Here is a 15371-nt window from a genome sequence, read left to right on the forward strand (position 1 = left end):
CCGTGCGAGGTACACGGTGGATGAACAGCAACTCCTGACCCAGACCCTGCAGACCGACGAAGACGTGGTGCGCCTGCGCAAGCTGGTGCGCGACCATCTGGTGCGACTGGGCTTTTCGCTGGTGGAGCAGACCAAGATGGTGACGGCGGCCAGCGAACTGGCGCGTAATACCCTGCGCTACGGCGGTGGCGGAGTAGCCCGCGTGGATGAGCTCAATAACGGCACCCGACGTGGCCTGCGGCTGGTGTTTGCCGACCAGGGACCGGGCATCGCCGATATCGGGCTGGCGCTCACCGATGGCTACACCACCGGCGGCGGCCTCGGGCTGGGACTGTCCGGCGCCAAGCGGTTGGCCGATGAATTCGAGATCGATACCGCGCCGGGCGCGGGAACCCAGGTAAGCATCATCAAATGGAAACTGTTCTGACGGCCTCGCGCAGCGAGGAATGCGTCGCCGTCAATGAAACCGTCGATGTCGCAGCAGCGCGACGGGCGGCGGCCGACCTGGCGCGACGACTGGGTTTTGCCCAGGAACCGGCGGCCCGGCTGGCGCTGGTGCTGACCGAAGCGGCCACCAATATTCTCAAGCATGCCGGACATGGAGAAATCCTGTTGCGCTCCGTCATGGGCAATACCGCAGCGGGTGCGGCGGTGCGTGGCATCGAGATGCTGGCCATCGATAATGGCCCCGGCATGCAAGATGCCGGGGCCGCCATGACCGACGGCAGTTCGACCACCGGCACCTATGGTGTGGGGCTGGGCGCGATCCGGCGTCAGTCCGATGAGTTCGACCTCTATTCCTGGCCCGAGCGCGGCACGATCCTGCGCGCCGTGCTGTGGGAGGCACCGGGGGCGCGCCAGCCGTGGCAGTGCGGCCTGGTCTGCCTGCCGCTGGCGGGCGAGCAGCGCTGCGGTGACGCGGGCTGGGCGGCGACCGTGGATGACGGGCTCTTGTCGATGGTGGTCGACGGCCTGGGCCATGGCGACGCCGCCGCCGATGCCGCCGAGGGCGCCGTACAGGTGCTGGCCGACATGGCGGCAGTCAGCCGTGTGCGACCGCCTGCGGAACTGGTGCCGCCCATGCACGCCGCCTTGCAGAAGACGCGGGGCGCGGCGGTGGCCGTCGCAAGCATTGATGTGCAGGCCGGCAAGGTGCGCTTTGCGGGAGTCGGCAATATCGCCTGCTGTACCAGCCTGGACGGTCAACGCCGTCATCTGGTCTCGGTCAATGGCATCGTCGGCCACAACCTGCGCAAGGTGCAGCAGTTCGAGACGCCCTGGCAGGATGGCATGCTGCTGATCCTCCATTCGGACGGCCTGATCAGCCGCTGGTCGCTGGATGGCTATCCGGGCGTGGAACAGGCGCACGCGGCCGTGATTGCGGCCCTGCTGTATCGTGATTTCTATCGTGGCCGTGACGACGTCAGCGTCATGGTCCTGCGTCAGGGAGAGGCGGGATGACCTTGCGTTTGCTCACCGTGGCCATCGGCAATGAAATCGATGTGGTCGGCGCTCGCCAGCGCGCGCGCCAGATCGCCGAATTGTGTGGCTTCGCGCAGCAGGACCAGGTGCGCATCGCCACCAGCATCTCGGAACTGGCGCGCAATGCCTTCCGCTATGCCGGGCGCGGTCAGGTGGAGTTCGCCATCGAAGGCAGTACCGCCCCGCAGACCTTGCTCATGTGCGTGCGCGACCAGGGGCCGGGCATTGCCGACCTGGAGCTGGTGCTCTCCGGGCGCTATCAGTCCCATACCGGCATGGGCCTGGGGCTGACGGGTGCGCGCAAGCTGATGGATGCCTTCGATATCGAGACCGCCCCGGGCAAGGGCGCCACGGTGCTGATGCGCAAGCTGCTGCCGCCGGCGGCACGGTTGATCACGCCGCGCGTGGCCGGTGAGATCGGCAGCGCGCTGGCGGCCGCACCGGCCGGGCTGGCCCTGTTCGAAACCCAGCAGCAGAACCAGGAATTGCTGGCCACCCTGGCCGAGCTCAAGGGCCGTCAGGAAGAGTTGCTGCAACTGACCCGCGAACTGGAAGACACCAACCGCGGCGTGGTGGCGCTGTATGCGGAGCTGGATGAAAAGGCCGACCACCTGCGCCGCGCCGACGAGGCCAAGTCGCGCTTCCTCTCCAACATGAGCCATGAATTCCGCACCCCGCTGTCCTCCATCCGGGCGCTGGCCAAGTTGTTGCTGGATCGGGTGGATGGCGAACTCGGTACCGAGCAGGAACGCCAGGTGCGCTACATCCTGGACAGCGCCGGGGCCTTGTCGGAACTGGTCAATGACCTGCTGGACCTGGCCAAGATCGAGGCCGGCAAGGTCGAGATCCAGCCCAGCCGCTTCCAGGTAGCCGAACTCTTCAGCGCCCTGCGCGGCATGCTGCGCCCTTTGCTGGTGTCGGACCGGCTACGCCTGAGTTTTGTCGCTCCTGACGAATGCGAGATGTTCACCGATGAGGGCAAGCTTTCGCAGATCCTGCGCAACTTCATCTCCAATGCCATCAAGTTCACCGAGCAGGGCAGCATCACGGTGACCGCCGAGCCGTTGCACGACGGCACGGTGCGCTTCTCGGTCACCGATACCGGCATCGGCATCCCGCCCCAGCATCTGGGCATTATCTTCGAAGAATTCTCGCAGGTGGAAAACCACCTGCAACGCCACGTCAAGGGCACCGGCCTGGGCCTGCCGCTCTGTCGCCAGCTGGCCATGCTGCTGGGCGGTGAAGTGGCGGTGGCCAGTCAGCAGGGCCAGGGTTCGACCTTCAGCGCGGTGATCCCGGTGATCCATGCCGGCACCGGGGCCCTGCCCGATGGGCCAACGCTGGCCTTGCACGAGCGGCCGGAGCCCTCGGCCGCCAGCTTGCCGGTGCTGGTAGTGGAAGACCGGCCTGAACTGCGCCTGCTGTACCAGCGCTACCTGCACCAGTCGGAGTTCCGCGTGGTGCCGGCCTCGTCGGTGGCCGAGGCCGAAGCCCTGTGGCGCAACGGCGAGCCCTGCGCCGTGGTGCTGGATATCCTGCTGGACGGCAAGGATTCCTGGCACTGGCTGGTGCAGCTCAAGAACGACCCCTCGCGTTGCGATGTGCCGGTCATCATCGCCTCCGATGTGGACGACAAGAGCAAGGCCATGGGACTGGGCGCGGACGCCTATTTCCTCAAGCCGGTGGGACGCGATGAGCTGCTGGCGGCCCTGCGTTCGCTGGTGGAATTGCCGCCGCATCGAAACGAAATCGCCCTCGGCGAGGTCAATGCCTAAATCCCTGTTACCCATGCCTGCCATGAGCCATCCTCAACAACTGATCCTCAACGTCGACGATACCGACGCCGCCCGTTATGCGCGCACCCGTATCCTGACCAAGGCCGGGCTGCGCGTGGTGGAGGCTGCCAGCGGCACCGAGGCACTGGCGCTGGCACGCGAACTGAAGCCGGCGCTGATCCTGCTGGACGTGAAGCTGCCCGACATCCACGGCATGGAAGTCTGCTCCCGTCTCAAGGCCGATCCGGCCACCGCCTCCTGCCTGGTGCTGCAGACCTCGGCCTCCTACATCGGACTGGCCGACAAGATCCGCGCCCTCGAAGGTGGCGCTGACAACTACCTGTTCGAACCGATCGAACCGACCGAGCTGGTGGCCAACGTGCATGCGCTGCTACGCCTGGCCAAGGTGGAGAACGAGCTACGCGAGATCGACCGCCGCAAGGACGAGTTCCTGGCCATCCTGGCGCACGAGCTGCGCAATCCGCTGGTGCCCATGCGCAATGCCATCGGCATTCTCAACACCCGGGCGCCGGATGCGCCGGACTGGGAGCTGCGCGCCCGCAACACCATTTCCAATCACCTCGACCACATGGTGCGGCTGGTGGACGACCTGCTGGACGTGTCGCGCCTGTCGCACAACAAGCTGGCGCTGCAGCTGCGTCGCACGCTGGTGGCCGAGGTCATCCACAATGCTCTGGAATCGGCCCAGCAGCTGATGGAGCGCAAGCGTCAACAGCTGCACCTGGACATGGCCGATGCCAGCCTGGCGGTGGAGGGTGACGAGGTCCGGCTGGCCCAGGTGCTGATCAACCTGCTGCACAATGCCGCCAAGTTCAGCCCGGAGGGCGGTCATATCTACCTGGCAGCGCAGGCTGAGGCCGACAAGGTGGTCTTGACGGTCCGGGATGAAGGCATCGGCATCGCCGCCGAGCGGCTGGACGATATCTTCGGCATGTTCGCCCAGGCCAATGCGCTGGGTCATGATCGTCAGGATGGGCTGGGAATCGGGCTGTCGCTGGCGCGCAGCCTGGTCCAGCTGCATGGGGGCGAATTGACCGTGCAGAGTGCCGGCATCGGCCAGGGCAGCGTGTTCCGCATCGAACTGCCGCGGGCCATGCCGGACAAGACCGCCAGCGGTTCCGATCCGGCAAATGCGACGACCGAGACGACTGCCACGACTGCCACGAATGCCGCGAATGGCACAAGCACCACAAACGCAGCAGCATCAACCGACGGCACGCCGCGTGCCGGGATGCGCGTGCTGGTGGTGGACGACAACATCGACATCGCCGACACCATGAAGGAATTGATGGAGTTGCTGGGCCACGATGTGCAGGCGGTCTATAGCGGCACGCGTGCCATCGCCCGTGCCAAGGAATGGGTTCCCGATGCGGTGTTGCTGGACATCGGGCTCAAGGACATGACCGGTCACGACCTGATCCGCGCCCTGCGGGCCGAGCCGGCCACCCGCAACGTCTACCTGCTGGCCTGCTCGGGCTTCAGCAGCGATGAAGACAAGCGCGAAGCCTACGACGCCGGTGTCGACGACTACCTGGTCAAGCCGGTCGACCTCGATACCCTGGCGCAACTGGAGTTGCGCCGTCCGCCGCCGCGTGCCCGCGCCTGAAGCAGGCTGGGCGTGGGGCCGGGGACGGCGCGGCGGCTTATTGCGTCAGGAACTGCAGCACGGCCTGGGTGAAGGCCTTGGGCTGCTGCTGGTTGGAGATGTGGGCGGCATCGAATTCCACATACAGCGCGCCCGGGATGGTGGCGCGCATGAATTGTCCATCGGCCGGTGGCGTGGGCACATCGCCGCTGCCGGCAATCACCAGGGTCGGGGCAGTGATGCCGGCGATGGCCGCGCGCAGGTCGTTGTCTCGCACCGCTGCGCAGGCGCCGGCATAGCCTTCGGCCGGGGTCGCCAACAGCATCGTGGTCAGGGCTTGCACCTGCTGCGGATGCTGGGCCGCATACTCCGGCGTCAGCCAGCGTGACACCACTGCTGCCGCAATGGCGGACAGGCCGTCACGCTGCACGGTCTCGATGCGGCTGTTCCATGCCTCGGGGGTGCCGATCTTGGCCCCGGTATTGCAGAGGATGAGTTTGCTGACCCGCTCCGGATGATGCACCGCCAGCCACATGAAGGTGCTGCCACCCATGGAAAGGCCGCAGAAATGCGCCTGGGCGATCTGCAGATGGTCCAGCAGGGCGATGACGTCACCCCCCAACTGGGCGATGGTATAGGGGCCGGGCGTGACCTCCGACTGGCCGTGGCCGCGGGTGTCGTAGCGCAGCACGCGGAAGTGCTGGCTCAGTTCGGCCATCTGCGGCTCCCACATCGCCAGCGAGGTCCCCAGCGAATTGGAAAACACCAGCACCGGCAGCGAGGCATCGCCGTCGAGTTGATAGTGCAGCTTGATTCCGTTCAGTGTTGCGAATGGCATGGATCGATCCTTGACGCGCCGGCCGGCATCAGGCCGGGGGCGCGCGATGGTGGTCAGCAGGGAAGGGGGAGGCTCAGCCGATCTGTGCGATGGCCGAGGGGTGCTGGGTCAGCGGGGTGACCGAGATGCTCATGAAGGGATACAGCGGCAGCGCCGAGAGGATGTTGTGCAGCTCGTCATTGCCCGAGACATTGAAGATGCTCACATTCGCATACTGACCCACCACACGCCACAGGTCGCGCCACTTGCCTTCGCGCTGCAGCTTCTGCGCCATCTCCTTCTCGTCCTTCTTCAACTGGTCGGCGACCGCCTTGTCCAGGGTGGCGGGGATGTTGACTTGCATTTGGACCATGAACAGCATGATGTTTTCTCCGTTATCGCGTTGTGATTATGGTGGGGGCGAGGGCTGAAGCTTCAGATGAGATGTTCGATTAACGAACATTAATCCTTTATTCGCACAACCGAGTGTAGGCGTGTGCCGGTGAGGATGTCAACCTGGGACGACAGCGCAGTGCATCAATAAAGCCCGCATACAGCTGTACCACAGCACCACCACCACGGCCCTCAATCGCGCCGCTCGGGATTCGGGAAGCCGGTGGCCGGGAAGGAACTGGTCTCGATGTCCAGCCAGGCCGGGCGCTCGGCGTACATGTCCGCCACCAGTTGCTTGACGGCCTCGATGTACCAGGCGTTGTCGTTGATGCGGTGGGTCAGGATGATGGGCGAGGTGGCACGCGGGTCGTCGATCAGCCGGTAATGCAGGTCATTGCGCAGGCGCGCCGAGGCCGGGATCAGGCACAGGCCCGACTCCGCCGCCACCAGGCCCAGGGCGGTCTGGATTTCGCGCACCTCGTGCACTTCGGCGGGATGGATGTCCTGGTCGTTGAGCAGGCTCAGGATGTGGTCGGCAAAGCTGGGGCGCGGCTCCTTGGGATAGACGATCAGCTTCTGGCCATGCACTTCCTTCAGGCTCACGCGCTGGTGGCTGGCCGCCAGCGGGAAGGAGGGCGGGATCGCCAGCACCAGCTTTTCCTCGCGCAGGACGATGCGTGCCACCGTGGCGTCGTTGCTGCGGATGCGGCCGAAGCCGATATCGATGCGCCCCGACTTGAGGGCCGCGAACTGCTGCATCGAGGTCAGTTCCAGCAACTGGATATCCACCTCCGGGTAGTGCTGGCGCAGCTTGCGCACCAGCACCGGCAGGCCACCGTAGAGGGTCGAGGCGACGAAGCCGATGGAGAGTGTCTGGCGCTGGTTCAGGCCGATCTGCTGGGTGGCGTTCTTCAGTTGCTCCAGGCGGTTGAGGATCTGCAGCGCCTGCTCGTAGAACACCCGGCCGGCCTCGGTCAGGCGCAGCGGGCGGCTGTTGCGCAGGAGCAGTTGCACGCCCAGCTCTTCTTCCAGCAGCTGGATCTGGCGGCTCAATGGGGGCTGCGCAATGTGCAGCTGCTCCGAGGCCCGCGTGAAGTTGCGCGTATTGGCGACGGCGACGAAGTATTTCAGTTGTCTGATGTCCATGGCCAAAAATCATATCGCACGGGAACAAAAGATGTCTAATTCTTTGATTTCTTTGGGTGCACTGCAAAACTATATAAAAAAGGTATGAAACTAGATGTATTTGGTGTTGGCAATGGCAGGGCTTTCGGGTGTTCAATGCAAGCCATGGATACCCAACAACACCTTCACACTGCGGCAGCCCCGGCGAGCATCGAGCGGGTCGAGACCTTCCTGGTCGATCTGCCCACCATCCGCCCCCATCAATTGTCGATGGCGACCATGAACGGGCAGACCCTGATGCTGGTACGCCTGTATTGCTCCGACGGCAGTGTCGGCGTGGGCGAGGGCACCACCATCGGCGGCCTGGCCTACGGCGCGGAGTCGCCCGAGGGCATGAAGCTGGCCATCGATACCTATTTCGCACCCCTGCTGCTGGGGGCCAACGCCAGCGCCATTCCAGCCCTGATGGCACGCCTGAACAAGGCCATCCAGGACAACCGCTTCGCCAAGTGCGCCATCGAGACCGCGCTGTTCGATGCCCTGGGCCAGCGCACCGGCCTGCCGGTCTCGCAGCTGCTGGGCGGACCGGCCCGCGACAGCCTGCCGGTGGCCTGGACCCTGGCCTCGGGTGATACCGCCAAGGACATCGACGAAGCCGAGCGCATGCTGGCCCAGCGTCGCCACAATATCTTCAAGCTCAAGATCGGCCGGCGCGAGGTCGACGCCGACGTCGCCCACGTGGCCGCCATCAAGAAGGCCCTCGGTGACCGCGGTACGGTGCGGGTGGACGTGAACATGGCCTGGAGCGAACTGGAAGCCCAGCGCGGCCTGGCCGGCCTGGTCGATGCCGGCTGCGAACTGGTGGAGCAGCCGGTGGCCTCGCCCCAGGCGCTGGCGCGCCTGAAGGGCAAGCATGCCATCGCGGTGATGGCCGATGAATCGCTGACCGGCCCGGCCTCGGCCTTCGCCCTGGCGCGCATCGGCGGCGCCGACGTCTTTGCCATCAAGATCGAACAATCCGGCGGCCTGCGCGCCGCCCAGCAGGTGGCCGCCATCGGCGACGCCGCCGGCATCGAACTCTACGGCGGCACCATGCTGGAGGGCGCCATCGGCACCATCGCCTCGGCGCACGCCTTCGCCACCTTCCGCGAACTGCAGTGGGGGACCGAACTGTTCGGGCCGCTGCTGCTGACCGAGGAAATCCTGGCCACGCCCCTGCAGTACCAGGACTTCCACCTCACCATTCCGCAAGGCCCCGGCCTTGGCATCGTGCTCGATGAAGAGCGTGTGCAATACTTCCGTCGCGACCGCAGGCAAGGCGCTACCGTGACCACAGTGACAGCAGCGAGGCCGACCGCACTGGTCGGATAAAACAAAAAAAATCACTTTCCCCGATCGATAAATCCAATAGGAGACTCAACCATGGCAGCCAAGATTTTCAGCACCCCCGAAGTACAAGATTTTCTGCGTCTGGCCAGCGGCCTGGACACCGAAGGCGGCAGCCCGCGCACCAAGCAGATCGTGCATCGCATTCTCTCGGACCTGTTCAAGACCATCGAAGACCTGGAAATCACGTCCGACGAATACTGGGCCGGCGTGGCCTACATCAACCGCCTGGGCGCCGCCAGCGAGGCCGGCCTGCTGTCGCCGGGCCTGGGCCTGGACCGCTTCCTGGACATGCGCATGGATGCCGAAGATGCCGCCCTGGGCATCACCGGCGGTACCCCGCGCACCATCGAAGGTCCGCTCTACGTCGCCGGTGCTCCGGTGGAGCAGGGCTTTGCCCGCCTGGATGACGGCAGTGACCAGGCCGGCCAGACCATCATCATGCACGGTACCGTCTACGGTGCCGACGGCAAGCCGCTGCCGGGTGTGCAGGTCGAAGTCTGGCATGCCAATACCAAGGGCTTCTATTCGCACTTCGACCCGACCGGCGAGCAAAAGCCGTTCAACATGCGTCGCACCATCATCACCGACGCCCAGGGTCGCTACAAATTCCGCAGCATCATGCCGGCCGCCTACGGCTGCCCGCCGGCCGGTCCCACCCAGGGCCTGCTCAATGAACTGGGTCGTCACGGCAACCGTCCGGCGCACATCCACTTCTTCGTCACCGCCGAAGGTCATCGCAAGCTGACCACGCAGATCAACATCGAAGGCGATCCGCTGATCTATGACGACTTCGCCTACGCCACCCGCGAAGGCCTGGTGCCGCCGCTGGTCGAGCGTACCGATGCCGCCAGCATCAAGGCCGAGGGCCTGGAGGGGCCGTTCGCCGAGATCGTCTTCGACATCTCGCTGACTGCCCTGGTCAACGGCGCCGACAACCAGATCGTCGATCGCCCGCGTCTGGCGGCCTGACGCGCCCCTTCGGCGCCACTTCGTCCACCCCCCGCCGCAGTGAAGCCGCGATGGCCACCATCGCGGGGGGCGGCTTGCACCCTGGAGAAACCGCACCATGAACACCCTCGCCGCCGCTGACAAGTACCAAGCCGTCGACAGCCTGCTCGACAGCGCCCTGCAGGAAGACCCGGCCAATGGCATCTTCCGCTGCCGTCGTGACATCTTCACCAACCCTGAGCTGTTCGAGCTGGAGATGAAGCACCTGTTCGAATCGAACTGGGTCTACCTGGCCCACGAGAGCCAGATTCCCGAGGTCAACGACTACTACACCACCTGGATCGGTCGTCAGCCGGTGGTCATCACCCGCGACAAGACCGGCCAGTTGAACGCCGTCATCAATGCCTGCGCCCACAAGGGCGCCATGCTGTGCCGTCGCAAGCACGGCAACAAGAGCAGCTTCACCTGCCCCTTCCACGGCTGGACCTTCAGCAACAGCGGCAAGCTGCTCAAGGTGAAGGACGAGAAGACCACCGAATACCCGGTCTCCTTCAACAAGGACGGCTCGCACGACCTGACCCGGGTGGCGCGCTTCCAGAGCTATCGGGGCTTCCTCTTCGGCAGCCTGTCGGAGGACGTGCTGCCGCTGGAAGAGTACCTGGGCGAGACCCGCGTGATCATCGACCAGATCGTCGACCAGGCGCCCAACGGACTGGAAGTCCTGCGCGGCAACTCCAGCTACATCTACGACGGCAACTGGAAGATGCAGATGGAAAACGGCTGCGACGGCTATCACGTCAGCACCGTGCACTGGAACTACGCGGCCACCATGGGCCGCCGCAAGGAAGGCGGCACCAAGGCCACCGATGCCAACAACTGGAGCAAGGCCGTGGCCGGTGTCTATGGCTTCGAGAATGGCCACATCCTGTTGTGGACCAATACCCTCAACCCGGAAGTACGCCCGATCTGGAACCAGCGCGAAGAACTGGCCGCCCGCGTCGGCCAGGCCCGCGCCGACACCATCGTGGCCCAGACCCGCAACCTGTGCCTGTATCCCAACGTGTTCCTGATGGACCAGTTCGGCACGCAGATCCGCGTGGCCCGTCCGATCAGCGTGGACAAGACCGAGATCAGCATCTTCTGCTTCGGCCCCAAGGGCGAGAGTGATGAAGACCGTCGGCTGCGCATTCGCCAGTATGAAGATTTCTTCAATGTCTCCGGCATGGGTACCGCCGATGACCTGGAAGAATTCCGCGCCTGCCAGGCCGGTTACGCCGGTTCGACCGTGCGCTGGAACGACATGAGCCGTGGCGCCCCGCTGTGGAAGCAAGGCCCCGACGAGAACGCCCGCAGGATGGGCATGAACCCCAAGCTGAGCGGCGAGCGCAGCGAGGATGAAGGCCTGTTCGTCTGCCAGCACCACTACTGGACCGAGCAGATGCGCAAGGCGGTCGTCAAGGAGCGCGCCGCGCTGCAAGAGGCACAGGAAGGAGCACAAGCATGAGCAGCACCGTCGAACTGGGCGCGGTATGCGCCTTCCTCTATCGCGAGGCACGCCACCTGGACGAGCGTGAATGGGAACCCTGGCTGGAACTGTACGCTTCCGATGTCGAGTACTGGATGCCGGCCTGGGACGACGACGACCAGCTGACCCAGGACCCGCAGCGCGAAATCTCGCTGATGTACTACGCCAACCGGGAAGGCCTGGAAGATCGCGTGTTCCGCATCAAGACCGAGCGTTCCAGCGCCTCCATGCCGGAGCCGCGCACCAGCCACATGATCGCCAACGTGGAAATCCTGGCCGAGCGGGATGACGCCGTGGACGTGCGCTACAACTTCCACACCCTGTCGCACCGCTACAAGATCACCGACCAGTTCTTCGGGACGGTGCTGGCCACGCTCAGGAAGAGCGCGGGCGCCCCGGGTGGTTTCGTCATCGCCCGCAAGAAGATCGCACTGAAGAACGACTATATCCGCCAGGTCATCGACGTCTATCACGTCTGAGACCGGCGGCAGGAGACAGCAAATGAGCAGCTACCGCATCGCCCTCAACTTCGAAGACGGCGTCACCCGCGTCATCGATTGCGGCCCCAAGGAAAAAGTCCTGGACGCCGCCTTCCGCCAGCGCATCAACCTGCCCATGGATTGCTCCGATGGCGTATGCGGCACCTGCAAGTGCCGCGCCGAGAGCGGTCGTTACGACCTGGGCGATGACTACATCGACGATGCCCTGAGCAGCGACGAGGCGCAATCCGGTCTGGTGCTGACCTGTCAGATGGTGCCGCAGTCGGATTGCGTGGTGGCCGTACCGGTCGCCTCCACCGCCTGCAAGACCGGCACCGCCCGCTTCGGCGGCAAGGTGGCCCAGGTGACCGGGTTTGCCGGTGCCGCCTTCGAACTGGTGCTGGAGGTGGCAGCCGATGCGCCCGGTTTCCTGCCGGGGCAGTACGTCAACATCGGCGTGCCGGGCAGCGACCAGCATCGCGCCTACTCCTTCAGTTCGGCCTCGGGCGCTGCGCGCATGAGCTTCCTGATCAAGAACGTGCCGGGCGGCCTGATGAGCAGCTGGCTGGCCACCGCCCGGCCGGGTGATGCACTCGACCTGACCGGGCCGCTGGGCAGCTTCTACCTGCGACCGGTGACCCGGCCGGTGCTGATGCTGGCCGGCGGTACCGGGCTGGCGCCTTTCCTGTCGATGCTGGAAGAGATGTTGCGCCAGGGCATCGACCAGCCGGTGCACATGATCTACGGCGTCACCCGCGACCAGGACCTGGTGCTGGTGGAGCGCCTGGAAGACTATGCCCGCCGCCTGCCCGGCTTCAGCTTCACCACCTGCGTGGCCGATGCCGCCACCGCGCACCCGCGCCAGGGTTACGTGACCCAGCACATGCCGGCCGAGGTGCTGCACGATGGCGCGGTGGATGTCTACCTGTGCGGTCCGCCACCGATGGTGGAGGCGGTGCAGAAGCACTTCCAGGCCCAGGGCATCAGCCCGGCCAGCTTCTACTACGAGAAGTTCGTCACCAGCCAGCCGGCCCCGGTGGCGGTGGCAGCATGAGCGGGGCCGCCGTGAAGGCCCGCTTCCAGGGCAAGGTGGTGGTCGTCACCGGCGCCGCCCAGGGCATCCTGCGCGGCGTGGCGCTGGCCATCGCCGCCGAGGGTGGGCGGGTGATGCTAGTGGACCGCGCCGAGTTCGTCCACGAAGTGGCGGCCGAGGCGCAGGACGGGCGCGGCATCGGCTTCGTCGCCGACCTGGAAACCTATCAAGGCGCCCAGGCCGCCGTGAGTGAGGCCATCACCCGCTTCGGCCGCATCGACGTGCTGATCAACGGCGTGGGCGGTGCCATCCGCATGCGACCCTTCGCCGAATTCGAACCATCCCAGATCGATGACGAAATCCGCCGTTCCCTCATGCCCACCCTGTATAGCTCGCATGCGGTGCTGCCGCATATGCTGCGGCAGGGCGCGGGGACGATCGTCAATGTCTCCTCCAATGCCACGCGCGGCATACGGCGCGTGCCGTATTCGGCCGCCAAGGGAGGCATCAATGCCGTGACCACCGCGCTGGCCATGGAATACGGCGAGCGCGGCATTCGTGTGGTGGCGACCGCCCCTGGCGGCACCCAGGCCCCGCCGCGCCGCGTGCCGCGCAATGCCGAGGGCGACAACGCCCGCGAGCTGAGCTGGATGCAGGAGGCGATACAGCAGGTCATCGGCTCCACCTTCTTCAAACGCTACGCCACGCTGGAAGAGCAGATCGCCCCGATCCTCTTCCTCGCCTCCGATGACGCCAGCTACATCACCGGTGCCGTCCTGCCGGTGGCCGGCGGCGACAACGGCTGATCCACCTGATTCACATCATTCACACCATCCACAGATCACGGAGCCAAGCCATGCCAGAGCGCCAGGCCATCATTCCCAAGGGAATGGAAGACGTCTACGAAAAGATCGGTTATGCCCCCGGCGTGCTGGTGGGCAGCACCCTGTATGTGTCCGGCCAGATCGGCCGCAACCACGCCATGCAACTGGTCGAGCCACGCGAAGCCCAGATCGTGCAGGCCTTCGAGAACCTCAAGCAGGTGCTGGAGACCGCCGGCGGCACGCTGGACGATATCGTCGACCTCACCAGCTTCCACACCGACATGCGCGACCTGCCGCTGTTCATCAAGGTGCGCAACCGTTACCTGACGCGCTATCCGCTGCCGGCCTGGACCGCCATCGGCGCCCACATGCTGGGCGGCGCACCCGGCTACATCGTCGAGATCAAGGCGGTGGCGCATCTGCGACACGAGGAGACCAGGCACTAGGTAAGCGCAGCACCCGATCCATCAGACATAACAACAACGCACAACAACGTACAACAACGGACTACAACCGAAACAACGGAGGAGAACCCCATGAAGACCCTGGAAGTGAGCCAGATCATCGACGGCGCGCGCTTTACCAAATTCCACTGGATGGTGATGTGCCTGTGCGCATTGCTGCTGGTGTTCGACGGCTATGACCTGTTCATCTACGGCGCCGTGCTGCCGGTACTGATGAAGGAGTGGAGCCTGTCGCCAGTGCAGGCCGGCGCACTGGGCAGCTATGCCCTGTTCGGCATGATGTTCGGCGCCTTCATCTTCGGCCCGCTGGCCGATCGTATCGGTCGCAAGAAGGGCGTGGCGATCAGCTTCGTGCTCTTTAGCGTCTCCACCTTCCTGAGCGGCTTCTCGACCTCGCCCACCGAGTTCGGCGTGTATCGCTTCCTGGCCGGTCTGGGCTGCGGCGGCCTGATGCCCAATGCCGTGGCGCTGATGAACGAGTACGCGCCCAAGCGCCTGCGCAGCACCCTGGTGGCCATCATGTTCAGTGGTTACTCGCTGGGTGGCGTGCTGTGTGCCGGCCTGGGCATCTGGATGCTGCCCAACTTCGGCTGGCAGTCGATGTTCTTCGCCGCCGCCGTGCCGCTGGTGCTGCTGCCGCTGATCCTGTGGAAGCTGCCGGAATCGGTGGGCTTCCTGCTGCGCCAGGGCAAGCATGAGCAGGCGCGCGCCATGCTGGCGCAAGTCGCCCCGCTGGCCGGCATCGCTGCCGATACGCAACTGGTGCAGGCCGAGGCCAAGGGTGCCGGTGCACCCATGCTGGACCTGTTCAAGCAGGACCGCAGCGTCGGTACGCTGATGATCTGGGTGTCCTTCTTCTGCTGCCTGCTGATGGTGTATGCACTCGGTTCCTGGCTGCCCAAGCTGATGGCCAGCGCCGGTTATAGCCTGGGTTCCTCGCTGTCCTTCCTGCTGGCCCTGAACTTCGGCGGCGTGGTCGGTGCCATCGGTGGCGGCTGGCTGGGCGACCGCTTCACCCTGCCCAAGGTGGTGATCAGCTTCTTCGCCGTGGGGACCGTGGCCATTGCGCTGCTGGGCTTCAACAGCCCCACGCCGGTGCTGTACCTGCTCATCATCGTGGCGGGCGCCACCACCATCGGCACGCAGATCCTGCTGTATGCCAACACCGCTCAGTTCTACCCGCTGGCGATCCGTTCCACCGGTCTGGGCTGGGCCTCCGGCGTGGGCCGCTCGGGCGCCATCGTCGGCCCCTTGCTGGGCGGTGCGCTGATGGCGGCAGCCCTGCCGCTGAAGATGAACTTCCTGGTCTTCGCCATCCCTGGTCTGGTGGCGGCGCTGGCGATCGGCATCTTCATGCTGCGCTACCGGCATGCCGGCCAGGGCGCCAGTGCCAACAGTGTCGGCGCGAGCGGCGTGTCGCCAGCATCGGTGTCGCGCAGCGTTTAAGATCGCAACTTCAGGACGGCGGCTCGGCGCTGCGATGGTTCGGCCATCGCAGCGCCTGGCCTTTT

At 65.3% G+C, this 15371-nt stretch carries 15 protein-coding genes; 12 read left to right on the top strand and 3 right to left on the bottom strand.

Features of this window, described 5'->3' with window-relative positions; genetic code table 11:
- The first annotated feature begins 16 nt into the window (after positions 1-16).
- Genes BTM36_RS20375 through BTM36_RS20390 form a run of 4 tightly spaced genes read left to right on the top strand, consistent with a single transcriptional unit; the run spans position 17 to position 4884 of the window.
- The gene (locus BTM36_RS20375) at positions 17-427 is read left to right on the top strand and encodes an ATP-binding protein (RefSeq protein ID WP_077237708.1); all 411 of its coding nucleotides are present in this window, start codon (positions 17-19) and stop codon (positions 425-427) included.
- The gene (locus BTM36_RS20380) at positions 412-1461 is read left to right on the top strand and encodes an ATP-binding protein (protein WP_077237709.1); all 1050 of its coding nucleotides are present in this window, start codon (positions 412-414) and stop codon (positions 1459-1461) included. Before BTM36_RS20375 ends, BTM36_RS20380 begins: the two co-directional genes overlap by 16 nt.
- The gene (locus BTM36_RS20385) at positions 1458-3257 is read left to right on the top strand and encodes an ATP-binding protein (RefSeq protein ID WP_077237710.1); all 1800 of its coding nucleotides are present in this window, start codon (positions 1458-1460) and stop codon (positions 3255-3257) included. The genes BTM36_RS20380 and BTM36_RS20385 overlap by 4 nt, the downstream gene beginning before the upstream one ends.
- Before the next feature lie 22 nt (positions 3258-3279).
- Positions 3280-4884: a response regulator gene (locus BTM36_RS20390; RefSeq protein WP_254427051.1), complete on the top strand. Its 1605-nt coding sequence runs from the start codon at positions 3280-3282 to the stop codon at positions 4882-4884.
- Between the two features lie 37 nt (positions 4885-4921).
- On the opposite strand, the gene pcaD is transcribed toward BTM36_RS20390, so the two are convergent.
- The 3 genes from pcaD to BTM36_RS20405 all read right to left on the bottom strand — a co-directional run bounded on the left by pcaD (position 4922) and on the right by BTM36_RS20405 (position 7219).
- On the bottom strand, positions 4922-5701 hold the full coding sequence (gene pcaD / locus BTM36_RS20395; RefSeq protein ID WP_077237712.1) for a 3-oxoadipate enol-lactonase: 780 nt from the start codon (positions 5699-5701) through the stop codon (positions 4922-4924).
- Positions 5702-5774: 73 nt separating this feature from the next.
- Positions 5775-6062, bottom strand: coding sequence for a muconolactone Delta-isomerase (gene catC, locus BTM36_RS20400; protein WP_006465079.1), 288 nt, complete (start codon positions 6060-6062; stop codon positions 5775-5777).
- A 203-nt stretch (positions 6063-6265) separates the two neighbouring features.
- Positions 6266-7219: a LysR family transcriptional regulator gene (locus tag BTM36_RS20405; protein ID WP_006465078.1), complete on the bottom strand. Its 954-nt coding sequence runs from the start codon at positions 7217-7219 to the stop codon at positions 6266-6268.
- Between the two features lie 144 nt (positions 7220-7363).
- On the opposite strand from BTM36_RS20405, the gene BTM36_RS20410 reads away from it, so the two are divergent.
- The 8 genes from BTM36_RS20410 to BTM36_RS20445 all read left to right on the top strand — a co-directional run bounded on the left by BTM36_RS20410 (position 7364) and on the right by BTM36_RS20445 (position 15306).
- Positions 7364-8569, top strand: a complete 1206-nt coding sequence (locus BTM36_RS20410; RefSeq protein WP_077237962.1) for a muconate/chloromuconate family cycloisomerase — start codon at positions 7364-7366, stop codon at positions 8567-8569.
- Positions 8570-8620: 51 nt separating this feature from the next.
- Positions 8621-9556 carry a catechol 1,2-dioxygenase gene (gene catA, locus BTM36_RS20415; protein ID WP_077237713.1) on the top strand — a complete coding sequence of 312 codons (936 nt, stop codon included), beginning with the start codon at positions 8621-8623 and terminating at the stop codon, positions 9554-9556.
- Positions 9557-9653: 97 nt separating this feature from the next.
- The gene (locus tag BTM36_RS20420) at positions 9654-11039 is read left to right on the top strand and encodes a Rieske 2Fe-2S domain-containing protein (protein WP_077237714.1); all 1386 of its coding nucleotides are present in this window, start codon (positions 9654-9656) and stop codon (positions 11037-11039) included.
- A complete protein-coding gene (benB, locus tag BTM36_RS20425) occupies positions 11036-11539 on the top strand; it encodes a benzoate 1,2-dioxygenase small subunit (RefSeq protein WP_077237715.1) in 504 nt (167 codons plus the stop codon). Before BTM36_RS20420 ends, benB begins: the two co-directional genes overlap by 4 nt.
- Positions 11540-11561: 22 nt before the next feature.
- Positions 11562-12593, top strand: coding sequence for a benzoate 1,2-dioxygenase electron transfer component BenC (gene benC / locus BTM36_RS20430; protein ID WP_077237716.1), 1032 nt, complete (start codon positions 11562-11564; stop codon positions 12591-12593).
- Positions 12590-13378: a benzoate diol dehydrogenase BenD gene (benD, locus tag BTM36_RS20435; protein WP_077237717.1), complete on the top strand. Its 789-nt coding sequence runs from the start codon at positions 12590-12592 to the stop codon at positions 13376-13378. The genes benC and benD overlap by 4 nt, the downstream gene beginning before the upstream one ends.
- 50 nt (positions 13379-13428) lie before the next feature.
- The gene (locus BTM36_RS20440; RefSeq protein WP_077237718.1) at positions 13429-13842 is read left to right on the top strand and encodes a RidA family protein; all 414 of its coding nucleotides are present in this window, start codon (positions 13429-13431) and stop codon (positions 13840-13842) included.
- Between the two features lie 90 nt (positions 13843-13932).
- A complete protein-coding gene (locus tag BTM36_RS20445) occupies positions 13933-15306 on the top strand; it encodes an aromatic acid/H+ symport family MFS transporter (protein ID WP_006465070.1) in 1374 nt (457 codons plus the stop codon).
- Positions 15307-15371 lie beyond the last annotated feature (65 nt).

It is taken from the genome of Herbaspirillum sp. VT-16-41, assembly GCF_001994935.1.
GTDB lineage: Bacteria > Pseudomonadota > Gammaproteobacteria > Burkholderiales > Burkholderiaceae_D > Herbaspirillum > Herbaspirillum frisingense.